A 17,348-nucleotide genomic window follows, 5' to 3' on the forward strand; every position below is an offset into this window, starting at 1 on the left:
ATGCCATCCGCAGCCACCTGAATAGTTACAAGAGCGGCTTCTATCGAAGTAGATGGATTGGGGAAGCAGGATGCTGGGGCGTGTCGACGGGGCATCACGTGTCTGGTTATAGAAGCCAAACGGATTCTTGAATCTTCCCAGCTGTATTCCGAATGCCCTTTCTTCATCGGCGATCAACTGATAATCCACGACACCGTAATCCAGTTCAGGCTGCCAGGCGTCTCCGTAATTGCCGGCTTTCCGGCTCAACACCTGACCGGCGACCAGGACATGGCTAAAAGGACGAAAAGAGGCGTTGAGCCCCAGTTCGGTATATTCCAGGCTGCCGCCATCGTCACTGCTGGGACCGAAGAAGTCGTTGTGATCGGTCACGATGAGCGCCTGACTCATGAAGCCATGAACCTGGAAGGTATCCGCCGTTTCCATCGCGTGAGCGCCAGTGGCCCCTATTGTGGTTACCGCAGCCTGAGCGACGATCAAGAACCGCTTCAATCTATTCAATATCGAGCACCCGAACCTGATCATTCAGGCTTGATTGTTGGATATAGCCGATGCTGCCTGGCGTGGAGGCAATCGCCTCGAGCATCTCGGTCTCATCGTCGACTTCGTTGGGGGCCTGTCCGGTCCCGGAAAAGACGGCACGATCCCAGGCCAGCCGGAGCTGATGCGGATAGACACCCAGTATTTTCTTGGAAAAATCTTCGTGAATCGGATTATCGTCAGGTAATACATAGACATGCACCGCTTGTCCGTCCGGCAACGTTCTCTGCCGCATCGCGAATATGGCTCTGAGCGTCTCTATGGGCAAAGCGGACTGATGCACGGTTCGGTTGGCGATAACGAGCGTCGCGGGCTCATCTGCGAGGCCGCAAAAAGAGACGAGAACGAGCATGAGCAACAGACATCCGGTCAGCCCCCTCCGCATGCGTCATGACTCCCTGACTCTGCTGCTGTCATTGCGGTTTTCAAGGACGACCTCCGATCCGAACCCGATTCCGTCTCGGAAATACCGAGCGGCAAAATCTCGATGCAGCGCTCAGCGTGGCAGATTGAAGAGTCTGGTATGTCGATAATCGCATCAAGCGCGATCCCTGAACTTTACAAATGGGCTAAGTGTTTCGAAGTAAGCTGACTTACGATTCCAGTCTCATGGCGTTCCCTGCCATCGTCTTGTGACGGGCGAGCATCCCTTTATCTTTCGATTCCCATATCGCCATATCGCCATATCGGGTAAATATTTTTGCAGCGTAGCATAGTGCCACAACTTACCCGCCGATAATGTTAATCGATGATATTTACTGAAGCCCGCCAAAAAGATAGGAAGTCCAGGCAAATCTCGGGATTTGCCTGTTAAATCGGCGAATAAAGGTCAGATAACGTCAAAACCGGCCAATAGAGAGAGTTTACTGCACAGTAATGGCTTGGATTTTATTTGTAACTTCAGGTAATTCAAGGCGGCAAGTTTCAATTGTCGCCTAGCGAACTTCCCGCAGCCGGCTCTTGTCCATCTGCTGGATTTCCGTAATACCGAGAAGCGCCATGTCTCGCGCAATTTCTTCCCGCATCAGACGAATCGCATGCTCGACGCCGGCTTCCCCGGCATAGGCGGCCGCGTAGTTGAAAGGCCTGCCGAAGAAAACGAATCGCGCGCCCAGCGCGAGCGCCTTCAGCACATCGGTACCGCGCCGGAAGCCGCTGTCGATCATGACGGGATAATCGCCGACGGCCTCGACGATATCGGGCAGTGCCCGTAACGGAGCGATCGCGCCATCCAGCTGCCGGCCGCCATGGTTGGAGACGATGATGCCATCGGCGCCGTGATCCTTGGCGCGCTTCGCATCTTCGGGGTGCAGAATGCCCTTGACGACCAGATTGCCCGGCCAGCGTTCTCGTACCAGCGCCAGATAGTCCCAGTCGAGGTGGGTGCGTCCCGAGAAGTCGCGATTGACGTTCCGGGAGATGACCGGAATGCCTCGGGTCGCGTGATTGTTCTCGAAGTGGGGAATGCCTTGGTGGCGAAGCGTCTTGTAGAAGGTGCCGTAGAGCCAGCGGGGCTTGAGCAGCCCATCCAATGCCAGGCGGGCACTGGGGCGAATCGGCGACGAGAAGCCGCTGCGCCGGTTGTTGTCGGGGTTGGGCGGCACCGCGTAGTCGACGGTAATGACCAGATTACGAAATCCCGCTCGCTCGATGCGTTCGATCAGCGCCTCGATGCCGGGCCGATCCCCCGGCAGATAGGCCTGGAACCAGTCGCTGCCGTCGATCCGGGCCACCTCTTCCATCGGGATCAGCGACGACCCGCTCATGATCATCGGCACCTCGGCCCGCGACGCTGCGCGAGCCAGCGCCAGATCGCCCCGATAGGCCGAAAGCGCGCTGATCCCCATCGGGGCGATGCCGAACGGCGCGGCATAACGCGTGCCCAGCAGCTCGGTCTCGAGCGAGACACGGGAGACATCCCTCAGCGCCCGCGGCACGAAGCAGTAGTCATCGAAGGCCGCACGGTTGGCGGCCAGGCTCTTGCCCTCTTCCGCCGCGTTGGCGACGTATCCGTAGATCGGCCGGGGAAGATGGCGCTTGCCGGCACGTTCGAGGTCCAGGAAGTTGCGAATACGGGACAGGCGGCGTTGTTGGCGCGTCACGAATGATCCTTACGCGTGGAAAAGGGAGATCGGTTATACATAGGCGATGTCAGGCTTTGTACGAAAAGTCGTACGAAAAGTCGGCGAGCGATGCCGGCAAGCCGTCATCCCTTCAGCCCCGGCATCGCGAAGTCGACCCCTGCCAGCGTTGTCAGCAGCCTGTCGCGCTGGCCGTCGTCGAGCGAGACCAGCGGCGGCCGCAGGCGGTCCCAGGCGGGATCACCGCTGAAATGCGCGGTGGCGGCCTTGAGCGCCGGAATCATCGGCACGCTCTCGAAGATATCGCGAATCTCGTTCAACGCCTGCTGGCGCGCATCGGCGTCTTCCTCGCGCCAACTGGCGCCCAGCGCCGAGATCGCGCGGGGATTGACGTTGGCCGTGGCGCTGATGCAACCGGCGCCGCCGGCTCGCAGTGTGGGCAGCAGGAAGCGTTCGCTGCCCGCGTAGACGCGAAATCCTTGCTGGCCGAAGGCGTCGATCACGGACTGGGTGTTGGCCCAGTCGCCGGAGCTGTCCTTGATCCCCGCCACGACCTCGGGATAGCGCTTCAGCAACCGCTCGATCAGGCCCAGCCCGATCGGCACCTGCGCCACCGGCGGAATATGGTAGAGGTAGAGCCGCAGCCGCTCATCGCCGACCCGCTCGATCACCTCGCTGTAGAACCGGAACAGCCCCTCCTCCGAGACGCCCTTGTAGTAGAACGGCGGCAGCATCAGCACGCCTCCGACGCCCTTACTGACGGCATGTCGGGTCAGGGCGACGCTGTCGGGTATCGAGCAGCAGCCGGTACCGGGCATCAGGCGGCTTGTGTCGAGCCCCGCCGCGACCAGATGATCAAGCAGGTCGAGGCGCTCCTGCACCGACAGCGAGTTGGCCTCGGAGTTGGTGCCGAAGATCGCCAGCCCGACATCGTTGGCCATCAGCCAGCGGCAGTGCTCGACGAAGCGCGCGGCATCGGGAGCAAGGTCATCGCCAAACGGCGTGATGACCGGAGAGAGTACGGTACCGCAGGGCGCATTCGACGACATGAACACAGACCTCTTGATAGAGAATGGTGATGGGATCGGTCATGACCCCGCGGCTATCGAGCTTCAGGACCAGGGCTCGACGGCGTAGCGCGACAGCGCCTCCTCGTCGAAGTCGAATCCCAATCCCGGCGTCTGGGGTAGATTCAGCCGTCCGTCGTTGAAGGTCAACTGCGTATCGATCAGCCTACGGAAGTTAAGCACCTGATCGTCGGCGAAAAATTCGACGAAAGGCGCATTCGGCGTCGAACCGACCAGATGCACGTGAAGATCATGGAACCAGTGCGGGCAGATCTCCACGCCGTAGCTGGCCGCCGTGGCCGCGATGCGACGGAACTCCGTCACCCCGCCACAGACTGCCGCATCGGTCTGCAGGATCATCGCCGCCTCCTTGTCCAACAGTTCCTTGAAGCGCCAGCGACCGGCTTCGATCTCGCCGGTTGCCACCGGGATCGGCGTGCGCTCGGCCAGGCGGCGATGGTTGTCGATGTCGTCCGGGCTGAACGGCTCCTCGATCCAGTAGGGCGAATAGGGCTCGGCCATGCGCGCGAAGGCCAGGGCCGAAGGAAGATCGCGCCAGGCATTGTTCGCATCCATCATCAGCAGAACGTCGGGGCCGATCGCCTCGCGAACCGCCGCCAGCCGCGCTTCTTCACCAGCCAGATCTTCGCGCCCCACCTTCATCTTGACCGCCTTGAAGCCCTTCTCGACATAGCCGGTCATCTCTTCCGCCAGCCTGGCCGGCGTCTTGCCGTCGAGGTAATAGCCGCCGCTGGCGTAGGCCGCCACGCTGTGCTCGTCGCTGGCGCCGAGAAACTTGTAGAGCGGCAGGTTGGCGGCGCGGGCGTTGCGGTCCCACAGCGCCACGTCGAGGATGCTCAGCGCCCGCATCACCGAGCCGGTGCGGCCGTGCAGCAGCCCTTCCTGGTACATCTCCTGCCACAGCCCCTCGACGCGATGCGCGTCCTGCCCTATCAGCACCGGCTTGAGCAGGTCGCGTACCGCCTGCGTCACCAGATGGCCGGCGTTGTTGCCGCCGTAGCAGAAGCCGATACCGCTGATGCCGTCGTCGCCGGTCACCTTGACCAGCGCGTAGTCGCGCTTGAGCACCTGCCGGTTGGAAAAGCTGGTCGGATTATCCAGCGCGACGTTGACCGTTCGCGCCTGCACATCGGTAATTCTCGTCATCGGTCATCTCTCCAGAATAGGGGTTAACCCGGGCGTGATGAATCCACGCGTCTTGAATCCAGGCTCATGAATCAACTCTGTTTCAGGCGGCGCTTGAGCGGCAGACGCAGCCAGCGGAAGAACGGTGTCGCCTGCAGGATCGAGAGCAGCGCCAGAATCAGCAGCACGGTGGCGATGGGGCTTTCCAGGAACACGCCGAAGCTGTCGTTGCCGATCAGCATCGACTGCTGGAAGCTGGTCTCCATCACTGGCCCCAGGATCAGGCCGATCACCATCGGCGCCGGCGACACTCCCGCCTTGCTCATCCAGTAGCCGAACAACCCGAAGCCCAGCATCAGCCCGACATCGAACAGGCTGTTGTTGATCGCGAAGGCACCGATGATGCACAGCGTCAGAATCGCGCAGGCAATGAAGCCGTCAGGAATCTTGGTCACCGAGACGCTCATCTTGGTGAACGCCAGCCCCACCACCAGCAGCGCGATGTTGGCGAGAATCACCGCCCAGATCAGGGTGTAGGTGACGTCGCCGTAATCGGTGAGCAGATTGGGGCCGGGCAGGATGCCCTGCACCATCAGCGCACCGAGCAGGATCGCGGTGGAAGAGCTCCCCGGGATCCCGAGGGCGATGGTAGGAATCAGCGCACCGCCAACGACCGCATTATTGGCGGCCTCCGGCGCGGCGACGCCGGCAATCTCTCCCTTGCCGAAGCGGCTCTTGTCCTTGGCGAAGCGCTTGGCCTCGTTGTAGGCGAACCAGCTGGCGGTATCACCACCAGTGCCGGGAATCAGCCCCACGACGATACCGATGCCGCTGGAGCGCAGGATGTTGGGCATCAGCTGCTTGATGGTGCTCCAGCGTGGCATCAAGCGGTCGGTGATACGGCTCGCTACCTTGTTGCCCCGGTGGGAGTTCTCGATCAGCGTCAGCGCCTGGGGCACCGAGAACAGCCCGATCAATGCCACCGTGAAATCGATCCCGGCGAACAGGTTGATCTGATCGAAGGTCATGCGTGGCGTACCGGTCGTCAGGTCCATCCCCACCGTGCTGAGCAGCAGGCCCAGCCCGCCCGAAAGCAGGCCGCTGATCACCGACCCCTGCGCCAGCGAACCGATGATGGTGATGCCCAGTACGGCAATCGCGAACAGCTCGACCGGGCCGAACTCGAGCACCAGCGTGCCGAGCAGCGGTGCCGCCGTCAGCAGCGCGATGCCGCTCATCAGCCCGCCGAAGAACGAGGCGAACAGCGAGATCCCCAGCGCCTGGCCCGCCTTGCCCTGCTGCGAGAGCGGGAAGCCGTCGAGCACGGTCGCCGCCGCCGAGGGCGTGCCGGGGGTACGCAGCAGAATCGCGGCGATGGAGCCGCCGTAGGACGCCCCAACGTAGAGCGAAGCCAGCATGCTCAGCCCGGTCGCCGGGTCGAAGCTGAACGTCAGCGGCAACAGCAGGGCCAGCGCCATCGTCGCCGACAGCCCCGGCATCGCCCCGACGAACAGCCCCAGCAGCGTACCGCCGAGGATGCAGGCAATGTTGTTGAAGCTGAGCACGTTGGTCAGCCCGATCATCACCAAAGAGGAATCCATGCGCGTCTACTCTCCTGCGCTCGAACCGAGCGTCGTGGCCGCCAGTGCTGGCGAGGGCTTACCAGTGCTGGCGAAGACTCAAAGAAAGCTCGGCAGCAGCGGGATCGGCAGACCCAGGAACTGCACGAACACCAGGCACACCATGGCGATCAGCACCGCACCGGCGATCAGCGCGAAGGACCACTTCACGGTGCGCAGAATCGCCAGCGCCAGGGTCATGAATAGCGCCGTGGCCAGCACGTAACCGAGCGTCGTCATCGACGCGACATACCCCACCGCCAGCAGGAAGATGGTGACGACCGCCGCCCAGCGCTTGGGCGCCGGTGGTGCCTCGTCCGCTTCCCGGTCGGCTGGCTCGGCGGCGCTGCCGCCAGTGGCCGGCGCGCGACGCTGTAGCCGCAGTTCGCTGGCCACCATCGCCAGCGACAGCAGCCCGACGGCGACTGCGTAGATCATCGGCATCTGGGCGGCGGCGCGGGGGTAATCGCTGGCATCGAAGAAGAAGACGCCGGCCACGACGATGCCAAACACTCCCAGCAGCAAACGACTGACGTTCATGGCGTCCTCCTCGTCGGGTATCGATCGGCCACTCAGCGACCGACCTCGTCCTTGACCGATTCCCAGATGCCGCGGTAATCGCTCTCCATCTGGTCGATCATGGCGCGGTAGTCATCGCCAGTGACGACATCGAGATTCATGGCGCGCTTCTCCGCCTGGGCCTGGAAGTCGGGCTCCTGCGCCAGCGTCTCGAACGCCTCGATCAACTGCTGACGGGCCTCATCCGGAATGCCCGCCGGCGCGCTGTAGCCCCGCGAGGAACCCGCCACCACGTCGACACCCTTCTCCTTCATGGTGGGCACGTCCGGCAGGCTGGTCAGCCGTTTCTCGGCGAAGACGGCCAACGCCCGAAGGTTGCCGGACTCGATCTGCCCGTAGACGTTGCCCACGTTGTTGAAGCTGGCATCGATCTTGCCGCCCATGGCTGCCGTTGCGGACGGGCCGTCGCCCTGGAACGGCACCTTCTTGAAGGAGAGCCCCTTGGCCTGCTCGAGCAGGATGGTGGTGAAGAAGTCGTCGCCGCCGACGCCGGAATTGCCGATGGTCACCGTACCCGGGCTCTGCTCGGCGGCCTCGAAGAGACCCTCGATGGTCTGGTAGGGGCTATCGGCACTGACGACGACGATGCCCGGATCGGTCACCACGTTGGCGATCGGCGTCATCTCGTCGGTCTTGTAGGTGATGGCATCGTTCATGATGTAGTTGGTCATCAGCATCGGCGTGTTGGTGATGCTGATGGTGCTGCCATCGTTGGGCGACTGCTTGGCCAGCCTCGTCCAGGCGACGGCCCCGGTGGCGCCGGGCATGTATTCGTTGACGAAATCGACGCCGAGAATTTCGCTCAGGCGCGGCTGGACCAGCTGAGCCAGGGCATCACTCCCGCCTCCCGGCTTGAATCCTTGCAGAACGGTGACTTCATCGCCTCCCACGTAATCGGCGGCTTGCGCCAGGGGAGACAGGCTGATGGCGACGGCGGTGGCCGTCAGCCAGTGGCGAAGGGCTTTGGCGTGCATGATCGATTCCTCTCTGACGGAGTCTGTTTGTCGTTGTCTTACCTAGCCTTGTCTTGCCTACTCTTGTCTTACCTACTCTTGTCGTGCCAAAGAGAACGTATTAATTTATCGATCAGATTGTCAATAATATTGCCGCCAATAGAGACTAAAGCAGTAACGGCGTACAAAATGGTCCTAAAGGGCGCGAAATCGCCATCATTCGGCGAACGGCCGTGGCAGAATCGATTCTGCAACCGGCGGACTGACCAGCGGCGGCGCTTGCTCCTTGCCTGCCCTGCTGAAGACAATGGCCAACCGGGTGACGGGAATACATCGTGACGGGAACACATTCATGCCAAAACGGGACAACGCCAAACCGAGCAGCACCGACACGGGCCGATACCTCGTCGACGAGCAAGCCGCGACGGTCGCCGAAGCGGCCAGCGTGACCGATATCGTGTCGGCCATAGAAGAAGACATCGTGCTCAATCGCGTGCATCCGAAGGAGCGGCTGGTCGAGGAAGACCTGATGCAGCGCTTCGCCGGCAAGCGCCACGTGGTGCGCCAGGCGCTGTTTCAGCTCGAGAATGCCGGCCTGGTGGAGCGCATCAAGAATCGCGGCGCTTTCGTCAAATCCTATACGCCGGAAGAGGTGGAAGGGATCTACGTCATGCGCGAACTGTTGGAGGAGGCCGCCGCGGATCGCATACCGATGCCGGCGCCGCCCTCGCTGATCGAGGCGTTGACCGCCATCCAGTCGCGACACAGCGCGGCCGTGGAGAGCGGCGACCTGCGCGCGGTGTTTCATCAAAACATCGCGTTTCACCGCACGCTGTTCGCCGCCTGCGGCAACGAGTATCTCGCCGACACCATCAACGAATTCGCCCAGAAGGCACATGCCATCCGCTTCATCGGCACCACCGACCGCCAGTCCATCCGGCTGGCCCGCGACGAGCATCTCGCCATGATCGACGCGCTCGAACGGCAAGACCGCGCCGAACTACATCGCCTCTGCTACCAGCATCTCCAGCCCTCGAAGGAGCGCTACCTCCACCTCTACCGCCTCCGGGAAGGCGGCTGATGCAGGTAGTCAGCCTTAGAGGCTGAAAAGCCCCGTGCGTCGCCAGAGCCACCCCAAGCGCCTCTCAAGACCGTACTGGACGATAATCGCCAAGCTGGGTCTTGCGACAGGGATGTCGCAAGAGGCGCGTTGAACGGGCAGAAAAGCGCTCCTGCATTTTCTGCACTTCCGCCATCCATGGCGGTCGGATGTCCTTGCATGCCGACCCTAAGCGCAGCGATTGATCGGCCAGGGTTTCACGGTCTTGTGGCGCGAAAAGAGGGGGAGCGGCGAGGGGGCGAGCGTTAAGCCCCCTCGTCATGACCAGCAATAGATCAGTCAGGATCTCAACAGTTGTACGCTCTCCTTGCAGGAATACGTTGTCTTGGCAAAAGGATTTATCATCGACCTGACGACCGCGAAGCGGCCCGGTGTCACTTCGGCACACGCCGCTGAATGTTCGGCGGCCGCAGGAAGGTGAAGTCGCAACCCTGATCCGCCTGGGTAATCTGCTCGAGAAACAGCTTGCGATACCCCCGCTCGGCGGTCAGCGCCACCGGTCGCCAGCCTTCCCGGCGCCGGGCGAGTTCTTCGTCGTCGACCAGCAGCTCCAGCCGGCGCTCGCTCACGCTCAGGCGAATCCGGTCGCCGTTCTCGACCAGCGCCAGCGGCCCGCCGAGGGCGGCTTCCGGCGTCACGTGCAGCACGATGGAGCCCGCCGCCGTGCCGCTCATGCGGCCGTCGGAGATCCGCAGCATGTCGCGCACCCCTTGCCGCGCCAGCTTGCGCGGAATCGGCAGATAGCCCGCCTCGGGCATTCCTGGCGCGCCGACGGGGCCGATCCGCTTGAGCACCAGGACGTCCTCTGCCGTCACGTCCAGCTCCGGGTCGTCGATCCGTGCCGCCATGTCTTCGGCGTCCTCGAACACGACGGCACGCCCTTCGTGCTCCATCAGGCGGGCGTCCGCGGCCGACTGCTTGATGATCGCGCCGTCGGGGGCCAGGTTGCCGCGCACGAACGCGATCCCGCCGGCGTGATAGAGCGGCGTATCGAAGCGATGCACGACCTGCTGCTCGAACACCGGCACCGCGTCGATCTCTCCCCCCAGGGTGCGTCCGGTCACGGTCATGGCATCCAGGTGCAGCAACGGCTTCAGCTCGCGCAGCACCGTCGGCAGCCCGCCGGCACGATGCAGGTCTTCCATGTAGTGCTGACCCGAAGGCTTGAGATCGACCAGCACCGGCGTCTCGCGGCTCATGCGGTCGAAGGCGGCCAGATCGATATCGATGCCCATGCGCCCGGCGATGGCGGTCAGGTGGATGATGCCGTTGGTCGAACCGCCGATCGCCAGCAGCACCCGCAAGGCATTCTCGAACGCCTTCTCGGTCAGGATCTTGTCCGGGGTCACGCCAGCCCGCGCGTTGATCACGGCCTGCCGCCCCGTCGCCTCGGCGACGCGCATGCGGTCCGCGGTCACCGCCGGCGGCGAGGCGCTACCCGGCAACGCGATACCCAGCGCCTCGCTGATACACGCCATGGTGCTGGCCGTCCCCATCACCGAACAGGTACCGACGCTGCCCACCAGCTTGGCGTTGACCTCCTCGATCTCCTGATCGTCGATCTCCTGGCCGCGATACATGCCCCAGTAGCGACGGCAGTCGGTACACGCCCCCACCCTGACGCCACGGTGGCCGCTGGTCAGCATGGCGCCGGTCACCAGCTCGAGCATGGGCAGATTGGCGGAGGCCGCGCCCATCAGCTGGGCGGGAACGGTCTTGTCGCATCCGCCGATGAGCACCACCGAGTCCATCGGCTGGGCACGGATCATCTCCTCCGTATCCATCGACATCAGGTTGCGCAGGTACATGCTCGTCGGGGTGGAGAAGCTCTCGGCGATCGAGATGGTGGGGAATTCGATCGGCAACCCGCCTTCCAGCATCACTCCGCGCTTGACCGCCTCGATCAGTTGCGGCGCATTGCCGTGGCAAGGGTTGTAACCGCTGCCGGTGTTGACGATACCGACGATGGTACGATTGAGCGCATCGTCGCTGTACCCCGCGCCTTTGATGAACGCCTTGCGCAGGAACAGTGAAAAGCCGGCATCGCCGTAGTTCACTAGCCCCTGATTGAGCCCCGTCTGCCGTTCGTCTTCCGGTCCGTCGTGTTGATTGCCGTGCTGGCTGTCGTCATGAGAGTCGTTAGCCATGTCATCCTCGTCGCCATAATTATTGATAATATTATCGACGTAAGTAACCACAGTTGACGAGGCAATGACATCCGACTTAAGCCGCAGGCTCTCGTCGCTCGGCCACTTGAAAGCAAGCCGGCTACCTGCGGACGGATTTAGGTTTTGTCTGAAAAGTCGTCGAGCGAAGGTCAGACAAGGCAAAAATCGGCGAAAACGGACCGGGCTGGCGTACCAGTTTACGCGGTGTAAATGAGTACTTTGAGCCGGTTTTTAACGCCGTATGGCCGAGCGCAGGCAGTTTTCAGACAAAGCCTAGCAGACGCCGCTATATCGCCTAACCTTTACCCAGGCTAATGCAACGTCCATTCGCCCACGCTAATAGGACCGCGACACAAGGATGAGAACCATGACGCTTTTCGAAGACCTGCGTGCAAGCCATGACAAGCAGCGCCGTCTGCTCGACCTGTTGGTCAAGACCCATGGCGACAGTGAAGGCCGCGACGAGCTTTACAAACGTCTGCGCGCCGAACTGGAGAACCATGCCGCTGCGGAAGAGCGCGCGCTCTACATTCCGATGATGGAACACGACATGACGCAGGAGAAAGCGCGCCACAGCGTTGCCGAGCATCACGAGATCGACGAGCTGCTGGAAACGCTGGAAGCGACCGAGTACGAATCTCCCGGCTGGCTGGCCAGCGCCAAGAAGCTCCAGCACTTGGTCACGCATCATCTCGACGAGGAAGAGCAGGAAGTCTTCCAACTGGCGGGGCGCGCCCTGGGGGATTCGGAAAAGACCTCCCTGGCCAAGACCTACCGCCAGGAAATGGAAAGCCGCGAAGCCAGCTGACGGCGCGGCCGGTCTCTCTCGGCCAACCTGTCTTGATCGGTCTATCTCGACCAGCCTGTCTCGATCGGCCTGTTTTGACTGACCTGTCTCGACCGGCCTGTCTTGGCCGACCTGGCTCGACTACCCTATTTTGATCAACCTGTTTCAGCCAACCTGTCTCAATCACTCTGTCTCAATCACTCTGTCTCAACCAACCTCACGCGACCGCCCGCGGCCATCGGTGGGCGGTCATCTTCGATCAGGACGAAAGGATTCGACGATGTCTCATGACAAGGTCATTTTGATCACGGGCGCCTCGAGCGGTATCGGCGCGGCGACCGCCAGGCTCGCGGTCGAGGCGGGATATCGCGTTGCGCTGGCAGCGCGTAGCACGGACAAGCTCGAGGCCCTGGTGGCTTCTCTCGGGGAGGAGCGCGCCCTGGCGCTGAGCTGCGACGTCACTTCAGCCAAGGATCAGCACCGGGCCGTCGAACAGACCCTTGCCCGTTTCGGCCGTCTCGACGGGCTGTTCGCCAATGCCGGCATGGGCGGCACGCCGGGAGGCTTCAGCGGGGCCGATGCGGAGGTATGGAAGTCGATGATACTGACCAACGTGTACGGCGTCGGCCTGTCGATCCAGGCAGCGCTGCCGGCCCTGCGCGAAAGTCACGGCCATGTGCTGCTGACGGGTTCGGCCGCTGGCCGCACCACCATCGCCGGCTCGATGTACAGCGCCACCAAGTGGGCGGTCACCGGCATCGGTCACAATCTCAGAGAGGAACTGCGCGGTTCGGGGATTCGCGTCACCCTGATCGAGCCCGGCATGGTGGACACCCCGTTCTTCGACTCGCCGCCCGAGCAGGCGCTCCAGGATCAGGATATCGCCAACGCCGTGATCTATGCGCTGAGCCAGCCGGAACGCGTCGATGTCAACGAGATCCTGATTCGACCGACGCCACCGCGTGACAAGACTTGAAAGCCGTGACGTTGTTACACCGATAGCAAATGCAACTTTTTCTCATCGGGAAACTCTCAGCAACAGCCGAAAAAGGAAGGACCTTCATGTTGTTGCCGTCGAGACTCCCGCATTACCCGCGCCTGACCTGGCTGGCGCCGTTCACGTTGCTGGCCGGTTGCACGGGCGTGCCCGAAGGCACCCAGCCGGTCAGCGACTTCCGGATCGATCACTACCTGGGCCAGTGGTACGAGATCGCTCGACTCGATCACGGCTTCGAGGAAGGGCTCGAATGCGTCACGGCAGAATACAGCCGCCGTGACGATGGCGATATCCGGGTCATCAATCGTGGTTACGATCCGGCCGAACAGCGCTGGGAAAGCGCCGAGGGTCGGGCCAGTTTCGTCGGCGCCCCCGATGTCGGCCATCTCAAGGTCAGTTTCTTCGGCCCGTTCTATGCCGGCTACAGCGTGTTGGCGCTGGACGACAGTTATCAACATGCCCTCGTCGCCGGTCCGGACCGAGACTACCTGTGGATACTTTCGCGGGACCCGACCCTGGATGCCCCCACCTACACCGCCCTGGTATCCCGGGCGCGTGAGCTGGAGTTCCCGGTCGACGAGCTGATCCAGGTCTCCCAGGATCCAGAAGCCTGCCAGCGAACCGAGGATGTCGGCGAAGCGCCCGGTTGATCCGTTCCGAAGCCGCCGCCTCGAGACGCACCCGTCTTGAAGCTCATGCTTTGGTCGACGTCGAAGGTCTCTTTCTCGCCCCATCCGGCTAACGTCCTATAGTGGAAGTCATCCTTCCGACCTGGAGCCTGCCATGACCCTCGATCGTCGTCAGCTGTTGCGCAACTCGGCGCTGCTTGGCGCTTCCCTCGCGTTCTCGCCCAGCCTGCTGGCCAAGACGGCCGGCGCGCCGCCCGCCCGCTACCCGGACGAAGCGTGGCAGGTGCTGGACGATCGCTTCAAGCCGTACTACGTCTTCAACACGCCGCTCGAACGCCACTGGTCGGACGGGCTGTGGCTGGAAGGCCCGGCCTGGAACGCGGTGGGGCGTTATGCCGTGTTCAGCGATATTCCCCGCGCCCGGCAGATGCGCTGGGACGAAGTGACCGGCCAGGTCAGCGTGCTACGCGAAGGCGTCGGCCACTCCAACGGCAACGCCTTCGACCATCAGGGTCGCCTCGTCGCCTGCGAGCATTCACCGGCGCGGGTCGTGCGTTACGAGTGGGATGGCACCACTACGGTGCTGGCCAGCCGCTTTCAGGGCAAGCCGCTGAATGCCCCCAACGACCTGGTGATCCTGGACAACGATGGCGTGATCTTCACCGATCCCGGCTACGGCGCCCACGTCGATTATGAAGGCGAGAAGCGTCCGCTGGCGCTCAAGCCGGCGGTCTACTACATCGACGACACCATGGACACGCCCAGGCTGCTGACCGACGAGCTGGGCAAACCCAACGGCATCGCCCTGTCCGGCGACAAGCGCCGGCTTTACATCAGCGACACCGCGCCCTCCCACTTCCCTGACCGGCCGGCAACGGTATCGCGCTGGACGCTCTCCCAGGACGGCCAGTCGCTCAGCGGCCGCGAAACCGTGGTGTCGAGCCAGGATACGGAAACCTACGATGGCATCACCCTGGATCAGGACGACAACCTGTGGGCAGCGGTCTCCGGCGGCAAAGGGCATGACGGCGTATCGATCTTCGCCCCGAACGGAGACCGAATCGGCCGGATTCTGCTGCCGGAGGTGTGCGCCAATCTCTGCTTCGTCGGCGAGCATCGCAATCGGCTGTTGATGACCGCCAGCCGTTCGATTTACACCCTCTACACCGGAACCCGAGGGCTGGTATAAGACCTGACCGGCGCCTGGCGTGAATCCGGGCGCAGCCTGGCAGAGCAGAACACGAATCCGGAACGCCACGCGGCGAGCGGGCCTTCCGGATCCCTTGCCAGGAGAGTGTACAGCGCGAAGGCGAGAGCGAGGACTTTCCAGCCGAGACTGTCGAGAATGCGCTTTCATGATCGAGCCGCGTTTTTTCAGCGTATCGACGCGGCGGCTTGCCGGAGACCACGAACGGGGTAAGCTGATCTCTCCGTAACAGCCGAAGCTGGCGAGAGCCTATCCTGCCCATGTCCGTGCCGATCTCGATACCCGCCCTGCCCGACACCCTTCTAATGCTTCCGCCGTGGCGAGCGCGCCATGCTGGACTATCGCGCCATGCTGGATAAGTGGCTCTCGGCGACACTGGATGAGGCATCGACGCCGAGCGACGGCGCCTCGGATGACACCGACCGCAACGCAGCAGAACAGGGCCGCCTGCCCGGCGGACGCTATCGGATCCTCGGCGAGGGCATCCTCGAGCTGACACCGGATGTCGTCGCGCCGGACGCTCGTGGCGTGGTGATTTCCGCCGGCATTCACGGCAACGAGACGGCGCCGATCGAGCTGGTCGGCGAACTGCTTGCGGCGCTCGAGGTCGGCCGCCTCACGCTGGGCGCGCCGCTGCTGGTCATTCTCGGCAACATTCCCTCGATTCGCGCCCGGACCCGCTTCGTCACCACCAATCTCAACCGCCTGTTCAAGCGCGATCTCGATCAGACGGGCGACGAGCCCCAGCGAGCGCGCGAGCTGATGCGCGCGGTCGATGAGTTCTTCGTGAAACATCCCGACCAACCGCTGCATCTCGATCTGCATACCGCCATTCGCGACAGTCGTTACCCGCGCTTCGCCGTCGTCCCCTATACGGAGACACAGCCCGAGTCGCGTTGGCCGGGACTGGCCGCGGCCGGCATGCAGGCCGTGCTGCTGCAGCATCAGCACAGCTGGACCTTTTCCCACTATTCGCGTCACTATCACGCGGCCGAAGCCTATACGCTGGAGCTCGGCAAGGTGCGCCCCTTCGGTGAAAACGATCTCGACGCCCTCGGCGGCATGCGGGCCTGGCTCGCCGCCCTCGCGGAAGGCCGTCCGTTTTCGGCCGACAGTCTGGATGGCCTGCGCTTCTTCCAGGTCGCTTTCGAGCTGATGCGCACGAGCGAATCCTTCCGGCTCACCTTTGCCGAAGACGTCGCCAACTTCACCGAATTCGCGGTCGGCGAGACGCTGACCGAGGACGACGCGACCGGGGCCTTTACCGTGCAAGAAGCACCGCTCTCGGTAGTCTTTCCCAACGCCCAGGTGGAATTGAATGCGCGCGCGGCCTTGCTGGTCCGTCCTTGCGCGCCCCCGATCCAGCCCTAGCGGCCATCGGCGAACCGGGTTCATCCGCAACGACTTTCGAGTCGACCAACAATGACAATGCTTGCCAGGAGTTTTCCAAAATGAACAATGAGTTACCGCTCACTTACCCATTTTTTGCCGCGTCGCGCCGTCGCTCCGATCAGGCGTTGTCTGGAACCTAACGGCGAAACTGCTAGAATCGCCGCATTTTTCGCCGGGGAGTCGGCGTCGCCTACGCTATCCGACGTTGGCACGATCGACAGCAAGACGGGCCATCTGACGCCGTACCGCTTCCCGCCAGCCAACCCACTCGGTGGACAACATCATGGCCGCGACCCCCATCCCCCTGGAAGCGAAGGGCATCAAGAAGCGCTTCGGCGATCATGAGGTGCTCAAGGGGATCTCTCTCCAGGCGCACAAGGGTGACGTCATCACCCTGATCGGCGCTTCCGGTTCCGGGAAAAGCACCTTTCTGCGCTGCATGAACCTGCTGGAGCAGCCCGACGAAGGCGAACTGATCGTTCACAACGAGGCGATCAATTTCCGTACCACCAAACAGGGCCGCGAGCCGGCGGACTGGAAACAGGTCGAGCGGATTCGCGCCAAGCTGTCGATGGTCTTCCAGAACTTCAACCTCTGGTCGCACATGACACTGCTCGAAAACGTCATCGAAGCGCCGGTTCACGTGCTCGGCAAGCCCAGAAAGCAGGCGATCGACGAGGCCCGCGCCCTGCTCGATCGCGTCGGCCTGCTCGATCGCGCCGACTACTATCCGACCCAGATGTCCGGCGGCCAGCAGCAGCGTGGCGCCATCGCCCGTGCCCTGGCGATGGATCCGGAAGTGATGCTGTTCGACGAACCGACCTCGGCGCTCGATCCGGAGCTGGTCGGCGACGTGCTTCAGGTCATGCGCGGCCTTGCCGACGAAGGCCGTACCATGATCCTGGTGACCCACGAGATCGCCTTTGCCCGGGACGTTTCCAGCCAGGTGATCTACCTGCACCAGGGCGTGGTCGAAGAGTCCGGCACGCCGGCCGATGTCCTCGACAACCCGCGCTCCGAGCGCCTGCGCCAGTTCCTGGCGCCCAAGCACTGAGGCGGACTC

15 protein-coding genes and 1 pseudogene are annotated in these 17,348 nt (G+C 62.8%); 7 read left to right on the plus strand and 9 right to left on the minus strand.

Going from position 1 to position 17,348, the window contains the following annotated elements:
• From CCD76_RS08155 to CCD76_RS08190, 8 genes and pseudogenes are all read right to left on the minus strand, one after another.
• Positions 1 to 480, minus strand: a pseudogene (locus CCD76_RS08155) (hypothetical protein); the annotation flags it as partial.
• Positions 481 to 493: 13 nt separating this feature from the next.
• The gene (locus CCD76_RS08160) at positions 494 to 892 is read right to left on the minus strand and encodes a hypothetical protein (RefSeq protein ID WP_087719172.1); all 399 of its coding nucleotides are present in this window, start codon (positions 890 to 892) and stop codon (positions 494 to 496) included.
• Between the two features lie 583 nt (positions 893 to 1,475).
• On the minus strand, positions 1,476 to 2,642 hold the full coding sequence (locus CCD76_RS08165; RefSeq protein ID WP_087719035.1) for an alpha-hydroxy acid oxidase: 1,167 nt from the start codon (positions 2,640 to 2,642) through the stop codon (positions 1,476 to 1,478).
• A gap of 104 nt (positions 2,643 to 2,746) precedes the next feature.
• Complete coding sequence (locus CCD76_RS08170) at positions 2,747 to 3,670, minus strand: dihydrodipicolinate synthase family protein (protein WP_087719036.1); 924 nt, start codon at positions 3,668 to 3,670, stop codon at positions 2,747 to 2,749.
• Positions 3,671 to 3,733: 63 nt separating this feature from the next.
• Positions 3,734 to 4,855 (minus strand): mandelate racemase/muconate lactonizing enzyme family protein, encoded by a 1,122-nt coding sequence (locus tag CCD76_RS08175; protein WP_087719037.1) that lies wholly within the window; start codon positions 4,853 to 4,855, stop codon positions 3,734 to 3,736.
• A 71-nt stretch (positions 4,856 to 4,926) separates the two neighbouring features.
• Entirely contained in the window at positions 4,927 to 6,435 is a 1,509-nt protein-coding gene (locus tag CCD76_RS08180; protein ID WP_087719038.1) for a tripartite tricarboxylate transporter permease, read from the minus strand.
• A gap of 78 nt (positions 6,436 to 6,513) precedes the next feature.
• Positions 6,514 to 6,993 (minus strand): tripartite tricarboxylate transporter TctB family protein, encoded by a 480-nt coding sequence (locus tag CCD76_RS08185; RefSeq protein ID WP_087719039.1) that lies wholly within the window; start codon positions 6,991 to 6,993, stop codon positions 6,514 to 6,516.
• Positions 6,994 to 7,025: 32 nt separating this feature from the next.
• Positions 7,026 to 8,006 (minus strand): tripartite tricarboxylate transporter substrate binding protein, encoded by a 981-nt coding sequence (locus CCD76_RS08190; RefSeq protein ID WP_087719040.1) that lies wholly within the window; start codon positions 8,004 to 8,006, stop codon positions 7,026 to 7,028.
• Positions 8,007 to 8,337: 331 nt separating this feature from the next.
• On the opposite strand from CCD76_RS08190, the gene CCD76_RS08195 reads away from it, so the two are divergent.
• Positions 8,338 to 9,066 (plus strand): GntR family transcriptional regulator, encoded by a 729-nt coding sequence (locus CCD76_RS08195; protein ID WP_087719041.1) that lies wholly within the window; start codon positions 8,338 to 8,340, stop codon positions 9,064 to 9,066.
• 413 nt (positions 9,067 to 9,479) lie between these two features.
• Here the strand turns inward: CCD76_RS08195 and CCD76_RS08200 are convergent, their stop codons facing one another.
• Positions 9,480 to 11,252 carry an IlvD/Edd family dehydratase gene (locus CCD76_RS08200; protein WP_087719042.1) on the minus strand — a complete coding sequence of 591 codons (1,773 nt, stop codon included), beginning with the start codon at positions 11,250 to 11,252 and terminating at the stop codon, positions 9,480 to 9,482.
• A gap of 388 nt (positions 11,253 to 11,640) precedes the next feature.
• On the opposite strand from CCD76_RS08200, the gene CCD76_RS08205 reads away from it, so the two are divergent.
• The 6 genes from CCD76_RS08205 to CCD76_RS08230 all read left to right on the plus strand — a co-directional run bounded on the left by CCD76_RS08205 (position 11,641) and on the right by CCD76_RS08230 (position 17,339).
• Positions 11,641 to 12,081: a hemerythrin domain-containing protein gene (locus CCD76_RS08205; protein ID WP_087719043.1), complete on the plus strand. Its 441-nt coding sequence runs from the start codon at positions 11,641 to 11,643 to the stop codon at positions 12,079 to 12,081.
• Positions 12,082 to 12,340: 259 nt separating this feature from the next.
• Positions 12,341 to 13,036, plus strand: a complete 696-nt coding sequence (locus CCD76_RS08210) for an SDR family oxidoreductase (RefSeq protein ID WP_087719044.1) — start codon at positions 12,341 to 12,343, stop codon at positions 13,034 to 13,036.
• Between the two features lie 86 nt (positions 13,037 to 13,122).
• Positions 13,123 to 13,707 (plus strand): lipocalin family protein, encoded by a 585-nt coding sequence (locus CCD76_RS08215; protein WP_087719045.1) that lies wholly within the window; start codon positions 13,123 to 13,125, stop codon positions 13,705 to 13,707.
• A 133-nt stretch (positions 13,708 to 13,840) separates the two neighbouring features.
• Positions 13,841 to 14,875: an SMP-30/gluconolactonase/LRE family protein gene (locus tag CCD76_RS08220; protein WP_087719046.1), complete on the plus strand. Its 1,035-nt coding sequence runs from the start codon at positions 13,841 to 13,843 to the stop codon at positions 14,873 to 14,875.
• A 348-nt stretch (positions 14,876 to 15,223) separates the two neighbouring features.
• A complete protein-coding gene (locus CCD76_RS08225) occupies positions 15,224 to 16,264 on the plus strand; it encodes a succinylglutamate desuccinylase (protein WP_256961210.1) in 1,041 nt (346 codons plus the stop codon).
• 304 nt (positions 16,265 to 16,568) lie between these two features.
• Positions 16,569 to 17,339, plus strand: a complete 771-nt coding sequence (locus tag CCD76_RS08230) for an ABC transporter ATP-binding protein (protein ID WP_087719047.1) — start codon at positions 16,569 to 16,571, stop codon at positions 17,337 to 17,339.
• Positions 17,340 to 17,348 lie beyond the last annotated feature (9 nt).

Origin of the sequence: Salinicola salarius (assembly GCF_002179555.1) — a bacterium.
GTDB lineage: Bacteria > Pseudomonadota > Gammaproteobacteria > Pseudomonadales > Halomonadaceae > Salinicola > Salinicola salarius_A.

Coding starts and splice junctions, on each gene's coding strand:
- CCD76_RS08160 (WP_087719172.1), bottom strand. CDS start 892: ATGCTCGTTCTCGTCTCTTTTTGCGGCCTCGCAGATGAGCCCGCGACG.
- CCD76_RS08170 (WP_087719036.1), bottom strand. CDS start 3,670: ATGTCGTCGAATGCGCCCTGCGGTACCGTACTCTCTCCGGTCATCACG.
- CCD76_RS08175 (WP_087719037.1), bottom strand. CDS start 4,855: ATGACGAGAATTACCGATGTGCAGGCGCGAACGGTCAACGTCGCGCTG.
- CCD76_RS08180 (WP_087719038.1), bottom strand. CDS start 6,435: ATGGATTCCTCTTTGGTGATGATCGGGCTGACCAACGTGCTCAGCTTC.
- CCD76_RS08185 (WP_087719039.1), bottom strand. CDS start 6,993: ATGAACGTCAGTCGTTTGCTGCTGGGAGTGTTTGGCATCGTCGTGGCC.
- CCD76_RS08190 (WP_087719040.1), bottom strand. CDS start 8,006: ATGCACGCCAAAGCCCTTCGCCACTGGCTGACGGCCACCGCCGTCGCC.
- CCD76_RS08195 (WP_087719041.1), top strand. CDS start 8,338: ATGCCAAAACGGGACAACGCCAAACCGAGCAGCACCGACACGGGCCGA.
- CCD76_RS08200 (WP_087719042.1), bottom strand. CDS start 11,252: ATGGCTAACGACTCTCATGACGACAGCCAGCACGGCAATCAACACGAC.
- CCD76_RS08205 (WP_087719043.1), top strand. CDS start 11,641: ATGACGCTTTTCGAAGACCTGCGTGCAAGCCATGACAAGCAGCGCCGT.
- CCD76_RS08210 (WP_087719044.1), top strand. CDS start 12,341: ATGTCTCATGACAAGGTCATTTTGATCACGGGCGCCTCGAGCGGTATC.
- CCD76_RS08215 (WP_087719045.1), top strand. CDS start 13,123: ATGTTGTTGCCGTCGAGACTCCCGCATTACCCGCGCCTGACCTGGCTG.
- CCD76_RS08220 (WP_087719046.1), top strand. CDS start 13,841: ATGACCCTCGATCGTCGTCAGCTGTTGCGCAACTCGGCGCTGCTTGGC.
- CCD76_RS08225 (WP_256961210.1), top strand. CDS start 15,224: ATGCTGGACTATCGCGCCATGCTGGATAAGTGGCTCTCGGCGACACTG.
- CCD76_RS08230 (WP_087719047.1), top strand. CDS start 16,569: ATGGCCGCGACCCCCATCCCCCTGGAAGCGAAGGGCATCAAGAAGCGC.